We start from the raw sequence: 21,014 nt of genomic DNA, 5'->3' as shown, positions 1-21,014 counted from the left end.
AATCGGGGAGATGCAGCCGGGGAGTCTATTCGCATTTAACGCCAGGGGCTATATTGACAGGCATTTTTGCACACTCATTTTTACCGGCTATTAACCAGCATATTCAGATCAAACCCTATGGCAGAGTCTTCAGTACCCGGCAGCGACTCACTGGAATCGCTACTCAAGAACATCGTCCTCTTCTTATTGTTGCTGCAAGCAGGCCTATGCGGCTTATTACTGCTCGCCCTGCCCTGGTGGCAAGTTGCGTTAATTGGCACTGTGAGCCTGCTAATCACGAGCGCTATTTTTATCGGCTTGTACAGTAAAATTTTTACCATCTTCCAGCGCATTGGCACTCAACTGGACGCACTCCAGCACCAGGATTTCAGCATCCTCGCCAAACCAGTTTTTCACGCGGGAATCGTTGCAGAATTTCAGCAGCAATTTAATGCGCTGCGCGAGTCATTGCAGATTCACAAAAGCCATTACAACCAACAATTGTTTGTGCTCTACCAAATGATTGATCACTTGAATACCCCAATTCTGGTGTTTGACCACAAGCAGCGCCTCAACTACGCCAATAGTGCTTTCGCGCAATTATTTGGTCGCCCCTGGCAAACACTACGGCATGCAAAGCCTGATCTATTGGGTTTGATAATGAAATCCGAATGGCAGTTTAGCGATGCGCTTAAACAACAGGAATGGCAAATTCGCACCAGTCGCTTTGTGGATCAGGGGCAAGAAAATCAATTGCTGATTTTTATCAATATCAAATCTGCATTGCGCAATCAGGAGCAGGAAGCCTGGCAAAAATTAATTCGCGTGCTCAGCCATGAAATTCGCAATTCGCTTACACCGGTCGCCGCCCTTGCCCAATCGCTGCAACAAAAAGTCACCCAGGCACGTGAAAAAGAGGCGCTCAGTGTTATTGAAGAGCGCTGCCAACACCTGCGCGATTTCGTGGCGCGTTACGCGCAATTCCAACAGCCCATTCACATAGAACACCAACTAGTGAACGTGCAGTCGCTCATTGAAAAAACCCAGGGTCTATTCCCCCAACAGCGCTTAACCCCTAGCGGGCAGGATATTGTCCTGCAGACCGATCCCGTACTTTTGCAGCAGGTGTTAATTAACTTATTAAAAAACGCCGAAGAAGCCGGCAGCCCACCTGAAACTGTCGAATTAACGACCCAGCTAATTCGCGAGCACTCGCGGGAATACTGCGAAATTAAAATCCAGGATCAAGGGCAAGGTATCACGAACGAAGATAATTTATTTGTGCCCTTCTACACCACCAAAAGCCAGGGTCAGGGTATTGGATTAAATCTCTGCCGCCATATCGTCGAGCAATTAGGCGGGCAATTGCATTTAACCAATCGCACCGATCGCCAAGGCGCTTGCGCGCTGGTGCGACTGCCAATAGGCTCGCATTTCACACGTTAGTCCGGAATCGAAATGCTTTTCGTCCGATTCCGGACTCATTTTCGCACACAATCGCGTTAATTTCGCAAAATCTCCTTAAAAATCAATCCACTTCAACTATGGCATAAACCCTGCTCCCAGCTTTACATACCCACGTGTTATGCACGCGGCTTTAGTCTAAGGATATTTAAGGAAATCACGGTGGATAGAATCATTCAACGCACCAACAATCCCTTTTCACCATTTTTACTCAAGCTATTCATTGTCGGCTTACTGGTTGGCGGAGCGATCTATTATTTGCTCAACAGTCACCTGGGCAGCCCGGTATTGAACAAAGAAACCCTGCGTATTGGCGAAGTGAAACGCGGCCCTTTTAGTGTGCAAGTCGTAGGCAACGGCCAGATCGCAGCGAAAGATCCTGACTGGGTAGTTGCACGGGTTGAAGGCCAGGTAATAAAAGCCCCGGTCAAGGCCGGACAGTTGGTCAACAAAGGCGATATGCTGTTGGAGCTATCGAACGATAATATCGCCTCCAGCTACGCCAAAAGCCAATCAGATTTACAAGCCGCGCAAGCGGATCTCAATTTATTGCTCGCGAATCTCGATGCACGCAAGACCGAACTAAAAGCCGCCGTTATTCACGCGCGGCTCGACCACAAGCAAATTAAAGCGCGCTACGACGCCCTCACTCGCTTAAAAACTACCAGTGTTATTCCTATTCCTGAATTGGAATACGTCAATACCCAGGTAGGTGTTGAACAAGCAGAGGGAAAGCTGGAAGTTGCGCAGCTGGAATTAAATAGCTTTCATAAAATTGCCAAAGCACAAACCAGTGCCGCAGAATTTCGTTTTAATGCACAACAACAGGAAGCTGAGCGGATAAAAAAACAATTTGACGACCTCAGTGTGCGCGCAACACGCACAGGCATAGCGCAAAATATTAATTTCAATCCCGGCGAAAGCGTTAATACCTCTACCCCTATTGCCCAAATAGTCGATCCCGATTCTGTGTACGTTACGCTCAGTGTTCCTGCCATTCAGGCATCACAACTCACGGTGCAACAAAAAGTAGAACTGCAAATTAACCGCAAACAAGTGCAGGGCTATGTGCACCGGGTCGATCCTAATATTAAGGGCAGTACCGTCGATGTGGATGTGTACTTAAACGAGGCACGCCCCGAGGATGCCAAAATCGGCATGTATGTTACCGGCACTATTTATATCCAATCGATTGCCGAAGCACTCTACGTAGAAATTCCAGCCAGGGTTGCCGAACGGGATTCCATGTCGGTGTATTTGATTAATAAAGAAGGCAACATTGCCCGGCTTACGGCAATTAAATCCGGTGCACTTTCTGCGCATTATTTACAAGTAATTGATGGCTTAAGCATCGGCGACAAAATTGTTTTATCGGAAATAACGGATCGCGAAAGTGACACTTTTCGCCTGAACTAACCACTTTCCTGAACTCACTATTCGCGTTAATCACCAAGAAATCAAACAGGAAATTACACAGGACTGAACCATGAATAATGACAAACTGCTTGAAGTAGTTGATGTAACCAAAGTATTTAGTACCGAAGAAGTAGAAACTTTTGCGGTTAACAAAGTCAGCTTCCATATTAATCGCGGCGAATACCTGGCTATTTCCGGACCATCCGGCGGTGGTAAATCCACCATTTTATCAATCCTTGGTTTGCTCGACTCGCCGACCGAAGGCCAATATTTTTTTAAGGGCAAAGAAACCAGCAAGTTATCGCGCGATCAACTATCTAATATCCGCAACCAGGAAATTGGTTTTATCTTTCAATCATTCAACCTGATCGAAAATATGAGTGTGCTGGACAATGTAATGCTTCCGCTCATTTATCGTCCGGGTGCGAAAAAATCCCAAGTAAAAGCGCGTGCAATTCACTGTCTGGAACAAGTGGGCATGGCACACCGCAAAAACCATTCGCCCACTCAGCTCTCCGGGGGGCAGCAGCAGCGCGTTGCCGTTGCGCGTGCCATGGTGACAGATCCGAGCATTATTTTTGCCGACGAACCCACCGGCAACCTGGATTCCAAAAGCGCTGAAACGGTAATGGATTTAATTAAACAACAACACCAGAACGGTGCCACCGTCTGCATAGTGACCCACGACCCGCGTTACACGCAAGACGCAACACGTACTATTCATTTTGCCGATGGGGCCTTGGTTAGTTAACTCGCCATCGACAAAACAAGGAGTTTTTATGGTCACCCTGTTTGATGTAAAGCAAGCCGCCGTGCGCTTGTATAAAGATAAGAAATACAGCTTCGTTATTGTGCTGGCAATTTCTTTTGGCTTAGCCATTTCGTTATTTTTATATGCACAAGTACATACGCGTTTACTCACCGATTTACCCTTTGTGGATGGCGACAAAATTGTGTATGTCAGCCGTTTTGAACGCGAGCGCCAACGTTTGAACGGTGGCCTGCAAGATTATGACGCTTATTATTTTCAGCAGCGCCAAACTACATTGGATACTTTTACTACTGTTGAAGATCGCGGCTTCACCGTTGCCACCGAAAGCAGTACTCATCAGGTTTGGGGAGTTGCTACTACTTCAGTATTATTTCAGCTTACCAATGAAGCGCCACTGCTCGGACGCACCCTGCTACCCAGCGACGATTTGCCTAACGCAGCGCCGGTGTTGGTGATCAGTTATTCCGCCTGGAAACGTGTTTTCCAAGGGGATACATCGGCAGTAGGCCGCACCATTACAGTGGATGGAAAACCCACCACTCTCGTTGGTGTAATGCGCGAAGGTTATCGCTTTCCCACTAATGAAGATGCCTGGCTCTCCTATGTTCCACCACAAGCTTCGGTAGATGCTGTATCCGGCTGGCTGGGCATCATGGGGAAATTAAAACCCGGCATTAGTGTGGCGCAAGCCGACGAAGAGTTTAAACGACTGGCCGCCGAACTGGAGCGAGACCACAATAAAATCTATATGGGAAAATCTGTCAAAGTGGAAACCCAAACCCAGGTGCGTGCAACTCCGATCATGCTAATGACCCAAGTAATGACGGTAGTAGCAATTAGCGTATTGCTCATGTCCTGCTTTAGTGTGACCAGTTTGGTAATTGTGCGCATGCTCAGCAATGCCAAGGAGGCAGCAATAAAAAATGCGCTGGGAGTTTCCGCCAAAAAAATTATGCTACTGCCCTTGGTGGAATCTTTTTTCCTGTACGCCGTTGCCGGAGCGCTGGGTCTATTATTCTGCGCCCTCGCCATTGAATACGCGGCAGGTTTTGTCGTTAGCGAATGGGACCCTTTTTGGTGGCAATTATCATTTAACCAACCGATCGTTTTTGCAGGCTTGGGCTTTTTGGTTATCGCGTGGTTAATCACCGGCATAGTACCCGTATTAATGGCGACCAGTAAGCGGTTTTATCGCCAACTGAACTCGGGAAAAAAAGGTGGCGCAGGCAATCAAACCGGAAAGTTGATGAACTCAGTAGTTGCGCTGCAAGTGGCCTGCACGTTTGTGCTTATGTTATTTACCGGCGTTGCTTTTTCGTCTTTTTATAACGTGCTCAATACCGACTACGGTTTTAACAGCGAAAATTTATTAACCAGTTTTATTAAGTTGCCACCTTCAAAATATGCTGAGCTGACTGATCGAGTTAATTTTTATGAAAAGCTTGGCGATGAATTCAGCCGGATTCCGGGAATTCAGCAGGTCACATTTGCTGCCGCTATACCGGGGAGATATGGATATTTGAGCACGGTAAACAGTACCGAAATTGATTTAACCAACAGCGGTGAATATCTTCAAGCCACGGAAATCCCCATTGCAGATAATCATTTTAAAACCATGGGTTTACATTTATTGGAGGGACGAGCATTTACACCGGCGGACGGTGAATCCGCTGAGCTGGTTGTTATAGTAGGTGCAAAGCTCGCTAAAAAGCTTTCGCCCCATGGTTCGGCAATTGGAAAAAAAATGCATCTTAACCCGGATAAGAGCGGCCCACTGCTAACCATTGTCGGTGTAGCACCTGATTTGGTTTATGGCCCACCGATATCTTTTTTTGAAAGCAGTATGGAGACTATCTACCGCCCCATGCGCCAAATACTACCCGTATGGGCTGGGGTTTATCTGATTGCCAAAACAGATGGCGATCCGTTTCAATGGACTGATTCATTGTTAAAAACCGCACGAATAGTTGATGCGCAGGTTGCCCTTGAAGAGCCCCACAGTATGGAGGAAGTTCTAGCTGACAACGCCAGTCGATTTGAAATGCTGCTCTTTAACTTTATGCCCGCCACCCTGCTCGCCTTTATTATGTCGGCCTTAAGTATTTATGCCATTAGCGCACGTGTGATGTTGCAACGCACCAACGACATAGGAGTGATGAAAGCACTTGGGATAGACGACCAACGCATTACCCGGTTATTTATGCGCGACACCTATATTAAGCTGTGTTCGGGATTAATCCTTGGGGCTCTTTGCTTTGCATTATTTTTGCCGGGAATTATGAGCCAATTAATAGTGGTGAGTTATTGGAGCATCATTGGTATTGCCATCAGTGTAACTCTGGTACTTTCGGTATTGGTGATATTTGCCAGTAGAATTCCACTGTTTCAAGCGCACAGGCTAAGCCCACAAGAAGCAATCAATAAAATTTGAGCTACTTTTAGGGAGAAGATAAATGGCTTATTTTTTAAAAAAAATATTGTTAGCAACAACCAACAGCAGGCATACATATCTTGATTGGTTGACTATTACATTGGTTATATTGTGGATTTTCTTTTTATTGTTCATAGGTAAGCAAATACAACCGACAGAGCAACTGACACTTATTCAAGCTTATAGTAAAAATTTGGGAATATTGGTAGTAGATAAAGTCGCCTGCTTTTTTCAACTAAGCGCCTATGGGCTTATCCAATAAATTAATTGATCGAGAACAACAATGAGTTCAGCATTTACTCAAGCCCGCTTGAACGGCTTGGACACACTAAGAGCACTTGCGATTCTGCTGGTACTGATTTTCCACTATCGCGTAGTCGTTAGCAACGAACTGCTGTTCGGGTTTGTTTCCAACATTGGTTGGGTAGGCGTCGATTTATTCTTTGTACTAAGCGGCTATTTAATAGGCGACCAACTATTGCGCGCCTATGCCAATAAGGATAACTTTTCAGTCAAAAATTTTTATGCGCGGCGTTTATTGCGAACACTGCCCAATTACTATGCGGTATTCGCTCTCTATTTACTCCTCCCGAATCTATTAAACGGAACCTACGTTGCACCGCTCTGGCAATTTCTTACTTTTACCCAAAATCTGGATATGCGACCTGGCGAAACCTTTACCCACTCCTGGTCGCTGTGCGTTGAAGAACAGTTTTATTTACTCTTTCCATTGATTGGTATGCTGGCACTATCGAACACCACTAATGCAACGCGCTTGTGGTTGATAATTGGTTTGGCGTTTATTGCGGCCGCAATTACACGCTGGTATATGTTTACTTCCCATGCAGGAGCAGCTATTACAGGCAAAGAGTATTGGCAGTTTATTTACTACCCGAGCTATTCACGATTTGATGAGCTGTTACCGGGTGTTGCCTTGGCACTGATTAAAAACTACCACCCGAAGACCTTTGCTAAATTACTGCAATATGGCAATCAATGGTTGTTAGCCGGCTTAGTAAGCAGCGGAATAGTATTTTACCTATTCTTAAATATTCATTATCAGGAAGGAATTGGTTTTAATCCCTGGACAACCTGCATTGGCTATTCATTGTTAGCGATGAGCTTTTCATTATTGGTGCTAGCAGGTTTATCGCCGAAATCCTGGCTCAATCGCCACCAGGTTCCCGGCGCCACTAGTCTCGCCCTTTGGTCTTATGCTATTTATTTGATTCACAAGCCCGTATATCAATTGCTGAAAGAACCGCTGAAAAATGCTGGCTTCAACACCGATGGCTATGTAGGAATGGGAATAATCCTGCTGCTCAGCCTTATTGCTGGCTGGGGGCTGTATAAATTAGTGGAAGAGCCCTTTATGAAGTTTCGCGCACGCCACTTTCCGTCAAATAACCGGTCTTCACATGAAAGGCCATCCAGCAACAATCTGTCTAACGCAAAGCCTGCGCACCACCAACAAACAGTTGCTACGGAAACATTTGTGGGACCCAATAAACCAAATTAACGCTATCTCAAATTAGCTCTAGTGATCGTCAGGGTTAATAAAACCATATTTCTCCAAGCGGCGATAAAGCGATGATTTGGTAATACCCAGTAAATCAGCCGCTTGCTGTTTGTTGTTGTTAGCTTGTATAAGCGCTTGACGAATGAGCTGTTGCTCCGCGTCATCCAGCGTCATCATCGGCAGTAAATAATTCGCGTCGGGCACATCACTGGAACTGGGAATATTAAACTCCACAGACGTTAATACACTGGAGCGTGCCAGTAATACCGCGCGCTCCATTACATGGCTTAGCTCGCGAATATTCCCCGGCCAGGAGTAAGTAGTTAATAATTTTTGTGCGCAGCCACTCAAGATTAATTCAGGTTTTCGGTAGCGCTGCCCGTGCTTGCGCATAAAATAATTTGCCAACACTGCTATATCTTCCTGGCGTTCACGCAGGGCCGGCACCCGAAACTCCAGGGTATTTAAGCGGTAATATAAATCCTGACGAAACTGACTCTCTTTAATTAGTTGGGTAAAGTCACCATTAGTTGCGCTCAGCAAGCGAACATCAGCGCGCAAAGTTTGGCTCGAACCCAACATTTCAAACTCACCTGATTCCAGCACACGCAACAATTTGCTTTGCTGAGCGAATGGGATGCAGGCTATTTCATCCAAAAATAAACTGCCGCACTGCGCCAGCTCAAAACGACCAATGCGATTCTCACGCGCGTCGGTAAAGGCACCCTTTTTATGACCAAACATTTCACTTTCAAACAATGACTCGGGAATTGCCCCCATATTCACCGCAATAAAAGGTTGGGCCGCGCGCGCAGACTGGCTGTGCACCCAACGCGCCAAGTGGCTTTTTCCTGTGCCATTTTCGCCTGTCAATAGAACGCTGGCTTCACTCGCCGCCACAGCGGTTAATTGTTCCATTAACCGATTCATCGCATCACTGCGCCACACCAGCTCCGGTTGCTCTTGTTCCAGGCGCTGCTGCAATGCTCGATTGCCGCGCGCCAACTGCTGCAGCTGTAATTGCTGCTGCAATACCTGGTGCAAACGCTGATTATTCCAGGGTTTTTCGATAAAATCTCCCGCACCCAATTGCATCGCTTTCACCACCAACTGAGTGTTAGTCCAAGCGGTCATGGCTACCAACGGGATATCCATTCCTTGTTGCTTTAACCAACGCAAAAACTCCAACCCTTCTTCACCAGACGTAGTATCCCGCTCGTAATTCATATCCAGTAAAATCAAATCGGCGGACTGTTGCTGCAACCAGGGCTTGGCCAATGCCGGGTTCTCCAACGTCTCGACCTGAAAACCAAAATCTTCCAAAACAAAATGGGCTGAAAGGCGAATTTCACGGTTGTCTTCAATGACTAAAATGCGAGGACCAGCCATAACAAATTCTCGTTGCGTTCTAATAAACACTTACCGGCGCACATACTAACAGCAAACAGGGTTATACACAGTAAATGTCATTGCGCACAAAATCACACTCGCATAGCGGGAGCGCGCTAGCTGGTTTACACTTCAGGCACTTTATTTATTCAATTAGTTTCTAGTCATCCTCTATATTGCTCAGGAGTTTCCCTATGCGATTTTTAACACGGGCGTTGTGTATTGCTGGCGGACTAACCATGGCCAGTTCAGTCATGGCTGCAGAAGGTATGTGGACATTGGATAACCTCCCCTATGCTGAGCTGGAAAAAAACTACAACTTCAAACCCACCCCGGAATGGATTCAAAAAACAATGCGCAGTGCAGTACGGCTCGCTGGGGGCTGCTCGGGTTCATTTGTCTCGGGCGAAGGATTGGTGCTCACCAATCATCACTGTGTGGTTTCCTGTGTGGAAGATTTATCCAGCAAGGAGCAAGACCTGATCAACGATGGTTTTATCGCGCGCGCGCGCAATGAAGAAAAACAATGCCCGGGCATGGAGATTAACCAACTGGAAAAAACTGAGAATGTCACTGCACGCATGCAAAAAGCATTGACAGGATTGAATGGAAAAGCCTTCGCCGACGCCAAAAAAGCCGAGCAATCGCGAATTGAAAAAGAATGTATGGGCGATGCAGGCGATAAGCGGCGCTGCGATATTGTAGAGCTCTACAATGGTGGCGAGTATCATGTCTATCAATACAATCGCTATCAAGACGTGCGATTAGTATTTGCGCCCGAATATGCCGCGGGTTTTTTTGGTGGTGATCCAGACAACTTTAACTTCCCGCGTTACAACCTGGATATGGGTTTATTACGTGTGTATGAAAATGGCAAGCCTATCGCCAACACTAATTGGTTTCCCATCAACACCAAAGGCGCCAAAGAAAATGAACTGGTAATGACGCTGGGGCACCCAGGCGCCACCCAGCGCCTACTCACTATGGCGGAACTTGAAACGCAACGCGATCTGGTACTGCCTTTCCGTTTAATATTCGCGTCGGAGTATCGTGGGCTACTGCTCCAATATTCACGCGAGGGAGATGAGCAATCGCGCATTGCCCAGACTGAATTATTTTCTGTCGAAAACGGTATTAAAGCGCGCACGGGTATGTTCCAGGCATTGCTATCGCCCGCCGTTATGCAAGAAAAACGCGATAGTGAAAATAACTTTCGCAACTGGGTAAATGCCGATACTGCACGCCAGCAACAATATGGCGACCCATGGCAAACCATTAGCGATACTCAAACGGCGTGGCGCAACCTCTACCTGGATTACGTGATGATTGAGATGGGAATGGGTTCGCTTTCGCAGCAAATTACCTGGGCGAGAACGCTGGTGCGTGGCGCCGCTGAGCGCGACAAACCCGATGCTGCACGCCTGCGCGAATTCTCCCAAGCTGCCCTGCCCAATGTGCAGGCCGGCTTATTAGCGGAAATACCGCTCTACCCGGAATTTGAACAATTAAAACTTAGCTGGTCACTGAGTAAATTGCGCGAACGTTTAGGGGTAGATAACCCCGTTGTAAAAGCGATTCTCGGCAAAGAGTCGCCAGAGGCGATTGCTAAAAATATTGTCACCAACAGCAAACTGGGCGATGCGGCCCTGCGTAAACAACTCTGGGAAGCTGGAAGTGCTGCGATTGCGAAAAGCGATGATCCTGCGCTGGTGCTCGCGCGCAAACTGGACGCACAGGGTCGTAAACTGCGCGAACAATTCGATCATCAAATTGAGCCGGTGCAAAAAGCGGCGATTGAACAATTATCCAAAGCGCGTTTTGCTTACAAGGGAACCTCTGTATACCCGGATGCAACCTTTTCGTTGCGCCTTTCACACGGTGTGATTCGCGGCTGGGATGAGCGGGGTACCGCCATTAAACCTTTTACCGATTTTGCCGGCCTATTCGATCGGGCTACCGATTTTGATCCATTCAAGCTGGCGAGCACCTGGGCCGCAAACGAGAAAAAATTGGACAAGAAAACTCGCTTCAATCAAGTATCTACCAATGACATCGTAGGTGGAAACTCAGGCAGCCCGCTAATCAACAGCAAGGGTGAGCTAGTCGGGTTGATTTTTGACGGCAACATCCAATCATTAGGTGGAAGTTATTTCTATGATGAATCGGTTAATCGCGCCGTATCAGTCCACTCGGCAGCCATCAGCGAAGCGTTAAAGAAGGTCTATAAAGCCGATCATTTGATCAAAGAATTACACCTCAAAAAATAGATTTACCCGCTCATCTGGCTCGCGCCCGTCCCCGGGCGCGAGACTACTTGTCCCCATGTGACCAAATAACTAAAAATTTTTAACTTTTTTGCATTTACAGCCAAAATTGTCACAAACTATTCACAATAGTGTGATAACGCGAGTGCTAATCTGACAATGAAATCGGAGATCGATGACCCATAAGGGTGCAGGTTGCCGTATGTTGATTCACGAGGAGCACAACAATGACCAATATTATTCTTAAAAAACTGATCCGCTCACTGGCAATTTTAGCAGCCGCCGCCCCATTTGCGAGCTACGCGACTGCTTATACTCCAGCAAAATTCGGCAACGCAGTAGACACCTTGGGTAAACAAATCACATTGCCCGCATCCTTCGGTGAAGGCGTTAAAACGGTGGCGGTTTATTGCCAAGCCGACATATTAACCAGCGGCACTATCAACGCGGTAACTTGTTACGAAAACAGCCCGTTGGTATCCATGCAGAACGTCACTGAATCTGCGCTCAAATCTGCGACTTTTGAGCCAGCAACTATTGATGGTAAGGCTGTGCCAGTCAGAATGCAGTTGCGTGTAGTGTATTCGCTCGGCGGAACCCAGGCCCCTATCGTATTGCTGCCGAATTTGGGCACATTGCAAGCACAATACGGTACCAACTATTACGCTCCGCAAGAACGTTTGGACACCAGCGACTGGTATGCGAACTACACCACCAAAGAACACGGTGATGGCAAGCTCTTTTTTGCCGAAGGGAAAACAACCCGTGTAATGGCCAATATTGAAACTGATGGTAAAGTGGAAACGGTGAGCACAATTGAAGCAGCACTACGCAAACAAGCGGACGCTGCGAATATTGAATCGTCCCTGAAAAAATCCCGTTTCATTCCGGGTTTTGTAGAAAATAAACCTACCGCCATGCATTACATTGCCGTAGTCAATTATCAAAAATAATTCGTCGCTGAGTGAAATAAAAAAGGCTGCACTCATTTGCAGCCTTTTTATTTTTTAAGCGATCAACTCCAATAAATGCGTTACTGACTGGCAAAGAATTTTTGAATGCTTTCTGCTTCCGCTAACGCATCCGCTCGCCCCAACTCAATTAGCTCATTAATAAATTCGGTTGAAAATAGTAAATAACTGGCCGCAGTTGCACCCCCACCTTTCGCGGTAGAACCTGTTGCGCGCATGAAGAAGCGTAAACTTTTAGGCAAGTAACGCACATTGCGCCCAGCAATACCATCAATCGGCAAACTCGGCGAAATCACCATATTCTCCACAGGGCGCAAATATATTCCCTCCTTGTTTCGCTGCTCCTCGGGAATCAACTTCAGCAATTGATTCATGCGTTCCAAATGCTCCAGATCACTTTCCATCGCATCCACAAATGCGCTGTTAAATAAATGCCCAACAATTTGGCCCATCGACGGTGAATGTCTGTGCGGAACGCGGCGATTAGCTTTCACCGCGGTGCGATTGCCGCTCACACCAATGACAAACAGCGAATCAGCCCCCAAATGCAATGCGGGGCTCATAGGTGCAAGCTGACGCAAAGCGCCATCGCCAAAATATTCGCGGTTAATACGCACGGCAGGAAATATTGTTGGGATTGCTGAAGACGCCAACAAATGCTCCAGGCGTAACTGGGTGGGTACTCCCGCACGACGATAGCGAGTCCACCCCTGTAAATCCGGATGCCCCTGAAAAAAGCTTACCGAATGCCCCGAGGTGTAGCCCATCGCAGAGACGCTAACGGCGAGCAACTTGCCACTATTGATGGATTGCGCAATATTTTCAAAATGAATTTTGGACCCCAGCAAATTCCACAAAGGGCCGTTGTCCAGTAACGACAAAGGCCTACGGCGCCCCATGCCTTCATTCATCAACGAGAAGCCCAAGTAGGAAAGCCCTTTAAAAATATCAATCCAGCCATACTGGTATACCTGCCCTATTTCCAGGTTTTGCCACATCGCCGTCAGCGCATTGACCGCCGATTTGAAATTGCCTTTATGAGCTGCAATCGCCAACGCGTTAATTGCTCCGGCGGAGGTGCCACAGATAATCGGAAAGGGATTTTCACTATCATCCGGCAGAATTTCAGCGAGTGCTTTTAACACCCCCACTTGGTAGGCAGCACGAGCACCGCCGCCGGATAGAATAAGTGCACGTTTCATAAATACGTCTAATCGATAGTCCTGGCGCTGCGAATAATCGTTATTACAACACCCGGGTTTATTAAAAAGCCAAGTTCCACTTACCTTTAGCTTAGCAGTTGATCGCCATATTGGCGCACGCAATAAAAAAGCACCTGCAAGAGAGGTGCTTTTTAAAGAATCAGGCCAATTGTATAATTTACTTAGCTTTTGCTATTTCCTGATCGCGCAACTCACGGCGCAAAATTTTTCCAACGTTGGTTTTTGGCAGTTCTTTGCGGAACTCAATTAGATGGGGAACCTTATAGGCAGTTAAGGTTTCCTTGGCAAATTTGCGCACCTGCTCAATCGTCAGGGATTCATTCGCGGTCACGATAAACGCCTTGACTGTTTCACTGCCTTCGCCATCAGGTATGCCAACGATCGCGACCTCGACGATATCCGGATGGTTGCTCAACGCATCTTCCACTTCATTGGGGAATACCTTGAAACCACTGACGTTGATCATATCTTTTTTGCGATCGACAATTTTGATAAAGCCATCGCCTTGAATGACGGCGATATCGCCCGTCATAAACCAGCCCTCACTATCCATCACTTCGGCCGTAGCCTCCGGGCGCTGCCAGTACCCTTTCATTACCTGTGGGCCGCGCACACATAATTCGCCTGCCTCACCACTTGGCAACGCAGTTCCATTCTCATCGATTACTTTAACTTCGGTGTCTATCAGCGGCAGACCAACAGTGCCGTCCTGAACATTCTCTAACGGATTATTGGAAACCACAGGCGAAGTTTCAGTTAAGCCATAACCTTCACTCATCGGGGCCCCGGTCACCTCCCTCCAGTGCCGCGCGGTTTCGTGGGTCAATGCCATACCGCCTGAACAGGTTAATCGCAGATGACTAAAATCCAACTTGCAAAAATCCGGATTACGCATCAGCGCATTGAACAAAGTGTTTAGCCCTACAAAAAAAGTAAAATTAACGCCTTGCAGAGCTTTTACAAATCCGGGGATATCACGCGGATTGGGAATCAGCAAATTGTGATTACCCAGCGCCAACGCAGAAGCGCAATGGATAGTGAATGAGTAAATGTGGTACAGCGGTAAAGGAGCTACATAGAGCTCTTGCTTGGGACGAAACACATTTTTCATGCGCTCATTCAACTGCGCCATATTCGCAACCAAATTGCGATGCGTCAGCATGGCTCCTTTAGCAACACCAGTAGTGCCCCCGGTATATTGCAGCACGGCAATATCATCCGGTGTTTGTGCAACCGCTTGCCATGGTTGAGAGGCTAACGACAGCGCTGTGTTCAGCGAAACCTGGTGCGGAAATACAAACGGCGGCACCATTTTTTTCAAATATTTAACCGCAAAATTAAGCAGGATACGTTTTAAAGGCGGGTGCAAATCTGCCAACTCGGTCACTATCACTTGTTCTACTTTTGTTTCACTGATAATCGCCGCCGCATTTTTAGCAATGTTCGCCAACACCACCAGAGCCTTAGCTCCCGAGTCATTTAACTGGTGCTTTATTTCATGCGGGGTATAAAGTGGATTGGTATTTACCACGACGAGGCCTGCGCGCAGTGCGCCAAACACTACCACCGGATATTGCAGGATATTTGGTAATTGCACGGCAATTCGGTCGCCCGGCTTTAGCTGGGTATGTTGTTGCAAGTAGGCGGCAAATCGCCCGGAAAGCTGATCCAGTTCAGCATAGCTGAGCGTATGCCCCATACAGGTGAAAGCCTTACAGTCCGCGAATTGCTTACAGGATTGCGCAAATACCTCCGCGAGAGTTCTGTCGTAATTCAGCGACATGCATGTATCTCCACTGTTGTTATTGTTTAACGTTTAAAAACTATCCTCCGACAAGGACATTAAATTGCCCGCACCGGATTCCATCATCTGCACCAACCCCAACGTACGCGGCAAAATGCGCGCAAAATAGAAATCGGCTGATGCAAGCTTGGCGTTGTAAAAATCGGCATTGCCAGGTGACAAGTCCACTTTCTCCCGAGCTACTTTTTCTGCCCGCAGCCATAAATAAGCGAGCACAACATAGCCCGAATACATCAGATAATCTACCGCAGCAGCCCCAATTTCATCCGGGTTTTGCAGTGCTTTGGCAGCAATGCTCAAACTCAAATCTTGCCATTGTTGATTGAGTGTAGCCAATTGCGCCAGATGCGGGGCCAATTGCGTATCCCCTTCGCAATCCGCACAAAAACGATCGACCTCATCAATCAGGATAGCCAGTGTCTTGCCCCCAGTTCCCAGCACTTTGCGCCCCAACAAATCCAGCGCCTGTATACCCGTAGTACCTTCGTACAAGGTAGCGATACGGCAATCACGCAAATTCTGCTCAAGCCCCCACTCGCGGATATAGCCGTGCCCACCCAAACACTGCAACGCGAGATTAGCCGATTCAAACCCTGCCTCCGAACTAAACGCTTTTACAATGGGAGTTAGTACACCCAAAACGTCACTTGCTGCATCGCGCTCGCTCACATCCGCAGTATGCTGACTCAAGTCCATTTTCAGAGATGCGAAATAACAAAGCATGCGTATACCCTCCACCAGTACCTTCTGGGTTAGCAACATACGCCTTACGTCTGGATGAACGATAATGGGGTCAGCTGCTTTATCCGGATATTTTGGGCCGGCCGGCGCGCGCATCTGTAAGCGTTCACGCGCATAGCGTCGCGCAGTTTGATAGCCAAGCTCCGCGTGAGCCAACCCTTGCAAACCTGATCCTATGCGCGCCAGATTCATAAAGGTGAACATTTGATTCAGCCCTTTATTCACGTCACCAAGCAACCAGCCTGTTGCGCCATCGAAATTGAGAACGCAGGTGGCATTACCGTGAATACCCATTTTGTGCTCAATCGCTGAACAGTTAATCTGATTAGGCTCCAGCAACTCTCCAGCATCACCAACCAATACCTTCGGAACGACAAATAGCGAAACCCCCTTTGTACCTGCCGGGGCGTCCGGCAAACGCGCCAAAACTATATGAACAATATTCTCTGCGAGGTCGTGATCGCCCGAGGAGATAAAAATCTTGGTGCCCGTGATCTTGTAACTACCGTCCGGATTAGGTGTAGCCTTGGTGCGCAGCAACCCCAAATCACTTCCCGCCTGGGATTCTGTCAAACACATGGTGCCAGTCCAACGGCCAGAAATTAATGCCGGTAAATACCGCTGCTTCTGGTGCAAGCTGCCGTGAGTCTCGATGGTGTGCATTGCCCCCTGGGACAAGCCTGCATACATCCCCCAGGCCCAATTGGGCGTACCCAGGATTTCACTCAATACAATACCCAAGGATTGGGGCAAACCCTGACCACCATAGACAGAAGAGCGCGACAACGTGGGCCAACCGGCATCGCAATAGCGTTGGTAGGCCTCTTTAAATCCGGGAGGAGTAATGACATCGCCATCGACCAGCCGACAGCCTAACTGATCGCCCAATGGACCCAGCGGAGCTAAAACGTCTTCAGAAAAATGTGCCGCTTCAGCCAAAAAGGCGTTGGCCAATTCTTTATCAAGTGAGGGTTGCCCCAAATGGGCACAGTGATCACTGTATTTGAAGAGTTCAAAAAGAGTGAAATTAATATCGCGTAAGGGCGTTTGGTAATTGCTCATCCTTAACCACCCGGGCCTAGCCCATTCAAGAGTCTTTACAGCAAGCAAGTCACTCGCCAACCGGTTAATAATTCTTATATGCCCGGCCCAAACTTAGGCCGAAGGTTGCATCTTTGCCAAATACGCCTGTTATGTCAAATACAAAAACCTTCAAAAACAAAAAGTTAGGATTGATTTATCATTTTGTAGTGCTGGCTTTCATTTTGGTAAGTTCGCCTGCTGTACCACTTTCAGAAAACGTTCGGTGACGGCTGCAGTAAATCCCCAAATCTCATACCCTTGGTAATGGTAGACGGGAATTTGGTAAGTGTGATTGCCCTTTTCGAAGTGATCTACCCTTACCTTGAGCCCATTTTCAAACAACGCAAGCGGCACCCAAAAAACCGAATCCAATTCAGACAAGCAAGGCACGAGCGGATAACTGGCGTCCATACTAGCGACAAAAGAGGCCACCTCCGTACCGGCACGCGTGTGAAAATCAGGTAGCCGCCCAAGCACAGTAACCTGGTCCGGAGGCAAACCAATTTCCTCCTCCATCTCACGTAACGCCGTCGCTAATAAATTCAAATCCTGAGGCTCGTGCATACCACCAGGAAAACATACTTCACCCGGGTGACGACGCAAATGCAATGCACGCTTGGTAAACAGTAGCGCGGGACTATCCCCCCGGCTCAACAGTAAAATAACGGCGGCGCGCGCACGACTGTCCATAGTGACCGGCAGAAGGGCAGAAATGAGCTCATCAAACGGTGACACACTCACAGATCTCCCTCCAACTCCACAACTTGCACAACATCAAATGCTGGCGCTTCATAAGGATGAGACTCTCGCAATGCGCTTACAACCTGTCGGATATATTCTTCCGCACAAACCATTTCTACGCGATACTCTGTGAGAGTTTCCAGTTTATTAACTTGACCGATAAAGGGATTGGCGTCAGACAGCGGGCGGAACTGCCCTTGCCCAATAGTTTGCCAGCAGCACTGATCGTAATGACCAATACACCCGGCACCAGCAGCAAAAACCGCCGTTTTGACTTGTTCCAGATGGGATTCGGGGACAAAGAAGACTAACTTGTACATCTGCCCTGCCCCCGAATTAGCGAACGGAAAAATTTCGCGCGATTAGATTACTCGCACCGCAATTACGTGCTCAACGTTAGCCAAAGCATCGATAACGGATGCCGCAGGCACCTGCTCAACATCAATAATATTGTAGGCAACATCACCGCGGCTTTTGTTAACCATATCAATCACGTTCACTTTATGGTCGGCCAATACCGATAAAACATGCCCCAAGACACCGGATACGTTTTCGTTGGAGAATGTAATTCGCGCACCATTGCCCGCATTGCGATCCATAGATACGGCCGGGAAATTAACGGAGTTTTTGATGTTGCCATTCTCCAGATAATCCACCAATTGGTCCGCCGCCATAATCGCGCAATTTTCTTCCGCCTCTTCAGTGCTGGCACCGATGTGCGGCATGGCCAATACATCCGCACGATTCAACAAAATTGGCTCTGGGAAGTCGCAAATGTATTTGCCCAAATGCCCAGCATTCAAGCTATCTACGACTGCATGAGAGTCCACAATTGCTTCGCGCGCAAAGTTCAACAAGACTGCGCCTTTTTTGCACACTTTAAGCGTATCCGCATTGATCAGATGCTTGGTTGCAGGAATTGCAGGAACATGCAGAGTAATGTAATCAGAGCGCGCCAATAATGATTGCAGGTTTTCCATACGGCCTACCTGGTTGGGCAGGCGCCAGGCTGCTTCTACCGATAATGCTGGATCAAAACCCACAACATTCATTCCCAATGCCAACGCCGCATCGGCAATTAACGAACCAATCGCTCCCAGACCAACAATACCCAGAGTTTTGCCCTGCACTTCCATACCTGCAAAATTGGATTTCTCTTTTTCAAGCAGCTTGGACATTTCGTCAGCATCAGTCATGTGCGTCAAACCGTTCACATATTGCATACCAGAAACGATTCCGCGGGACCCGAGTAGCATCCCGGCCAATACCAACTCTTTTACCGCGTTGGCATTTGCGCCAGGCGAATTGAAAACCACTACGCCTTTTTTGGTGTATTCCTCAACCGGAACATTGTTGGTACCCGCGCCTGCGCGAGCAACTGCTTTCACTGATTCAGGCAATGGCTCACCCTGCAATTTATGGCTGCGCAGGATATAGGCATCCGGACTACCAATATCACTGGCGACTTCGTATTTTTCGCGCGAAAAACGATTAAGGCCTTTTACAGAAATTGCATTGTAGGTTTTTATTTTAAACATGATTTTCTTCCTCAAATCTGCCAACAAAAAGGCCGTGTAAAAACACGGCCTGAGTCGTAACATCTATCAATATCAAGCCGCTGTGGCCTCATTGTATGCCCAGGTCAACCAAGGCAATAACGCTTCAAGATCTTCCGCACCTACAGTTGCACCAGCCCAGATACGCAAACCGGGAGGCGCATCGCGGTAGGCACCAATGTCGTAGGCAACACCTTCTTTATCGAGCAATTTGATCATGGTTTTTACCTGATCCGGCGTTGCTTTCAAGGTGAAACATACACTGGTGTTTGACAAGGTTTCCGGCACTTGCGCAAGGAAATCGATCCAGTCATTGGCGACAACAAATTTTTTCAGTACTTCCAAATTGGCATTGGAGCGAGCAATTGTTTCTTTTACGCCACCGATTGCACGCACCCAATCCAACGCATCCAGATAATCGGCTACCGCCAGCATGGATGGAGTATTGATAGTATCGCCTTTAAAAATACCTTCCTGCACCTTGCCGCCGCTGGTCATACGGAACAGTTTAGGCATGGGCCAGCTTGGCTTATAGGATTCCAAACGTTCAACAGCACGCGGGCTCAAGATCAACATGCCGTGAGCACCTTCGCCGCCGAGTACTTTTTGCCAGCTATAAGTAATCACATCGAGCTTGTCCCATGGCATATCCATTGCGAAGACCGCCGAGGTTGCATCGCAAATAGTCAGACCCTTGCGATCTGCTGGAATCCAGTCGCCATTAGGCACTTTCACACCCGAGGTAGTACCGTTCCAAGTGAAGATGACGTCATTATCGAAATTGACTTTGGACAGATCCGGCAACAGACCATAATCCGCCTCGTGAGCATTAACCGATAACTTCAGTTCTTTAGTGGCATCGCTCAGCCAGCCATTACCAAAAGACTCCCACTGCAGGATATCCACACCGCGCGCGCCCAACAGCGACCACATTGCCATTTCAACGGCACCGGTATCAGAACCTGGAACTACACCAACACGATAGCCTTCCGGCAATCCGAGCAATTCAGCAGTGTCTTCGCATGCGCGTTGCAGCGCAGCCTTACCAATTGTGGAGCGGTGTGAGCGGCCGAGCGTAGAAATATCAAGCTGATAAAGGCTGTAGCCCGGGCGTTTGCTGCAGGGGCCAGATGAAAAATTAGGGTTCTTGGGTTTTACGGCTGGCTTCATGGTAGTCCTCTAGCTGACAGGAAAGCGTGCCTACTAGCCAAATTGGCCTGGCTCGCTACTAGGGCTCACCCCACAACACACATAGGGGCAAACCCGGAAAATTCGGGGGGTCGATTATGCCAGCTAAGAACCGAATAACCTAGTCACACAGATGAGAATTAAAATGAAAAAACTAACCGGACGGGTAGTCGTGGTTACGCTACCAACACTCTAAAAACTGGCGCGTAAAAAAAAAGCCCTCTGAAACTCAGAGGGCAAGAGGGAGACGTCGATGCATCAACCAGACATCGACGGTGAGAGACCATTAACCATTCAAAACCAAGCTCGACGAGCCAGTAAGCTCGGAATCTCAATCAACTTGTGGCTACTTTAAAACCTTATGACAGCGCTGTCAAACATATTTTGACAAATATATCAAAGATTCATACGTCAACCAGGAAAATGGTAGCCCTAACATTCCTATCATTTGAAAATTTTACGCCTGAATTGCC

16 protein-coding genes are annotated in these 21,014 nt (G+C 47.8%); 8 read left to right on the top strand and 8 right to left on the bottom strand.

Features of this window, described 5'->3' with window-relative positions:
• The first annotated feature begins 117 nt into the window (after positions 1–117).
• From D0C16_RS00265 to D0C16_RS00240, 6 genes are all read left to right on the top strand, one after another.
• Positions 118–1,425 (top strand): PAS domain-containing sensor histidine kinase, encoded by a 1,308-nt coding sequence (locus D0C16_RS00265; protein ID WP_151030480.1) that lies wholly within the window; start codon positions 118–120, stop codon positions 1,423–1,425.
• A gap of 180 nt (positions 1,426–1,605) precedes the next feature.
• On the top strand, positions 1,606–2,859 hold the full coding sequence (locus D0C16_RS00260) for an efflux RND transporter periplasmic adaptor subunit (protein ID WP_191968616.1): 1,254 nt from the start codon (positions 1,606–1,608) through the stop codon (positions 2,857–2,859).
• A gap of 70 nt (positions 2,860–2,929) precedes the next feature.
• Positions 2,930–3,610 (top strand): ABC transporter ATP-binding protein, encoded by a 681-nt coding sequence (locus tag D0C16_RS00255; protein ID WP_151030478.1) that lies wholly within the window; start codon positions 2,930–2,932, stop codon positions 3,608–3,610.
• A gap of 28 nt (positions 3,611–3,638) precedes the next feature.
• The gene (locus tag D0C16_RS00250; protein ID WP_191968615.1) at positions 3,639–6,062 is read left to right on the top strand and encodes an ABC transporter permease; all 2,424 of its coding nucleotides are present in this window, start codon (positions 3,639–3,641) and stop codon (positions 6,060–6,062) included.
• Between the two features lie 22 nt (positions 6,063–6,084).
• Positions 6,085–6,324, top strand: a complete 240-nt coding sequence (locus tag D0C16_RS00245) for a hypothetical protein (RefSeq protein WP_151030476.1) — start codon at positions 6,085–6,087, stop codon at positions 6,322–6,324.
• 21 nt (positions 6,325–6,345) lie between these two features.
• Complete coding sequence (locus D0C16_RS00240) at positions 6,346–7,581, top strand: acyltransferase (protein ID WP_151030475.1); 1,236 nt, start codon at positions 6,346–6,348, stop codon at positions 7,579–7,581.
• An 18-nt stretch (positions 7,582–7,599) separates the two neighbouring features.
• Here the strand turns inward: D0C16_RS00240 and D0C16_RS00235 are convergent, their stop codons facing one another.
• Positions 7,600–8,970 carry a sigma-54 dependent transcriptional regulator gene (locus D0C16_RS00235; protein ID WP_151030474.1) on the bottom strand — a complete coding sequence of 457 codons (1,371 nt, stop codon included), beginning with the start codon at positions 8,968–8,970 and terminating at the stop codon, positions 7,600–7,602.
• Positions 8,971–9,164: 194 nt separating this feature from the next.
• Here D0C16_RS00235 and D0C16_RS00230 point away from each other — a divergent pair, with 194 nt between their 5' ends.
• Complete coding sequence (locus tag D0C16_RS00230) at positions 9,165–11,237, top strand: S46 family peptidase (protein ID WP_151030473.1); 2,073 nt, start codon at positions 9,165–9,167, stop codon at positions 11,235–11,237.
• A gap of 224 nt (positions 11,238–11,461) precedes the next feature.
• Positions 11,462–12,187 carry a hypothetical protein gene (locus D0C16_RS00225; protein ID WP_151030472.1) on the top strand — a complete coding sequence of 242 codons (726 nt, stop codon included), beginning with the start codon at positions 11,462–11,464 and terminating at the stop codon, positions 12,185–12,187.
• Positions 12,188–12,267: 80 nt separating this feature from the next.
• Here D0C16_RS00225 and D0C16_RS00220 read toward each other — a convergent pair whose 3' ends face one another.
• The 7 genes from D0C16_RS00220 to D0C16_RS00190 form a co-directional block, all read right to left on the bottom strand.
• Complete coding sequence (locus tag D0C16_RS00220) at positions 12,268–13,407, bottom strand: patatin-like phospholipase family protein (protein WP_151030471.1); 1,140 nt, start codon at positions 13,405–13,407, stop codon at positions 12,268–12,270.
• A gap of 178 nt (positions 13,408–13,585) precedes the next feature.
• Entirely contained in the window at positions 13,586–15,211 is a 1,626-nt protein-coding gene (locus tag D0C16_RS00215) for an AMP-binding protein (protein WP_151030470.1), read from the bottom strand.
• A 33-nt stretch (positions 15,212–15,244) separates the two neighbouring features.
• A complete protein-coding gene (locus D0C16_RS00210) occupies positions 15,245–17,035 on the bottom strand; it encodes an acyl-CoA dehydrogenase C-terminal domain-containing protein (RefSeq protein ID WP_151030469.1) in 1,791 nt (596 codons plus the stop codon).
• Positions 17,036–17,233: 198 nt separating this feature from the next.
• Positions 17,234–17,797, bottom strand: coding sequence for a CoA pyrophosphatase (locus D0C16_RS00205; protein WP_225318841.1), 564 nt, complete (start codon positions 17,795–17,797; stop codon positions 17,234–17,236).
• Positions 17,794–18,117: a YqfO family protein gene (locus tag D0C16_RS00200; protein ID WP_151030468.1), complete on the bottom strand. Its 324-nt coding sequence runs from the start codon at positions 18,115–18,117 to the stop codon at positions 17,794–17,796. The genes D0C16_RS00205 and D0C16_RS00200 overlap by 4 nt, the downstream gene beginning before the upstream one ends.
• Positions 18,118–18,159: 42 nt before the next feature.
• Entirely contained in the window at positions 18,160–19,335 is a 1,176-nt protein-coding gene (locus D0C16_RS00195) for a phosphoglycerate dehydrogenase (protein ID WP_151030467.1), read from the bottom strand.
• A gap of 72 nt (positions 19,336–19,407) precedes the next feature.
• Positions 19,408–20,523, bottom strand: a complete 1,116-nt coding sequence (locus D0C16_RS00190; RefSeq protein WP_151030466.1) for a phosphoserine transaminase — start codon at positions 20,521–20,523, stop codon at positions 19,408–19,410.
• Positions 20,524–21,014: the final 491 nt, after the last annotated feature.

The organism is Cellvibrio sp. KY-GH-1 (assembly GCF_008806975.1).
Taxonomy (GTDB): domain Bacteria; phylum Pseudomonadota; class Gammaproteobacteria; order Pseudomonadales; family Cellvibrionaceae; genus Cellvibrio.
This window is presented reverse-complemented; position numbering and strand designations above follow the sequence as displayed.

What these genes read in the sequence shown, in the direction of transcription:
- D0C16_RS00265 (WP_151030480.1), top strand. Translation starts at nt 118, where the DNA reads ATGGCAGAGTCTTCAGTACCCGGCAGCGACTCACTGGAATCGCTACTC.
- D0C16_RS00255 (WP_151030478.1), top strand. Translation starts at nt 2,930, where the DNA reads ATGAATAATGACAAACTGCTTGAAGTAGTTGATGTAACCAAAGTATTT.
- D0C16_RS00250 (WP_191968615.1), top strand. Translation starts at nt 3,639, where the DNA reads ATGGTCACCCTGTTTGATGTAAAGCAAGCCGCCGTGCGCTTGTATAAA.
- D0C16_RS00245 (WP_151030476.1), top strand. Translation starts at nt 6,085, where the DNA reads ATGGCTTATTTTTTAAAAAAAATATTGTTAGCAACAACCAACAGCAGG.
- D0C16_RS00240 (WP_151030475.1), top strand. Translation starts at nt 6,346, where the DNA reads ATGAGTTCAGCATTTACTCAAGCCCGCTTGAACGGCTTGGACACACTA.
- D0C16_RS00235 (WP_151030474.1), bottom strand. Translation starts at nt 8,970, where the DNA reads ATGGCTGGTCCTCGCATTTTAGTCATTGAAGACAACCGTGAAATTCGC.
- D0C16_RS00230 (WP_151030473.1), top strand. Translation starts at nt 9,165, where the DNA reads ATGCGATTTTTAACACGGGCGTTGTGTATTGCTGGCGGACTAACCATG.
- D0C16_RS00225 (WP_151030472.1), top strand. Translation starts at nt 11,462, where the DNA reads ATGACCAATATTATTCTTAAAAAACTGATCCGCTCACTGGCAATTTTA.
- D0C16_RS00220 (WP_151030471.1), bottom strand. Translation starts at nt 13,407, where the DNA reads ATGAAACGTGCACTTATTCTATCCGGCGGCGGTGCTCGTGCTGCCTAC.
- D0C16_RS00215 (WP_151030470.1), bottom strand. Translation starts at nt 15,211, where the DNA reads ATGTCGCTGAATTACGACAGAACTCTCGCGGAGGTATTTGCGCAATCC.
- D0C16_RS00210 (WP_151030469.1), bottom strand. Translation starts at nt 17,035, where the DNA reads ATGAGCAATTACCAAACGCCCTTACGCGATATTAATTTCACTCTTTTT.
- D0C16_RS00200 (WP_151030468.1), bottom strand. Translation starts at nt 18,117, where the DNA reads ATGTACAAGTTAGTCTTCTTTGTCCCCGAATCCCATCTGGAACAAGTC.
- D0C16_RS00195 (WP_151030467.1), bottom strand. Translation starts at nt 19,335, where the DNA reads ATGTTTAAAATAAAAACCTACAATGCAATTTCTGTAAAAGGCCTTAAT.
- D0C16_RS00190 (WP_151030466.1), bottom strand. Translation starts at nt 20,523, where the DNA reads ATGAAGCCAGCCGTAAAACCCAAGAACCCTAATTTTTCATCTGGCCCC.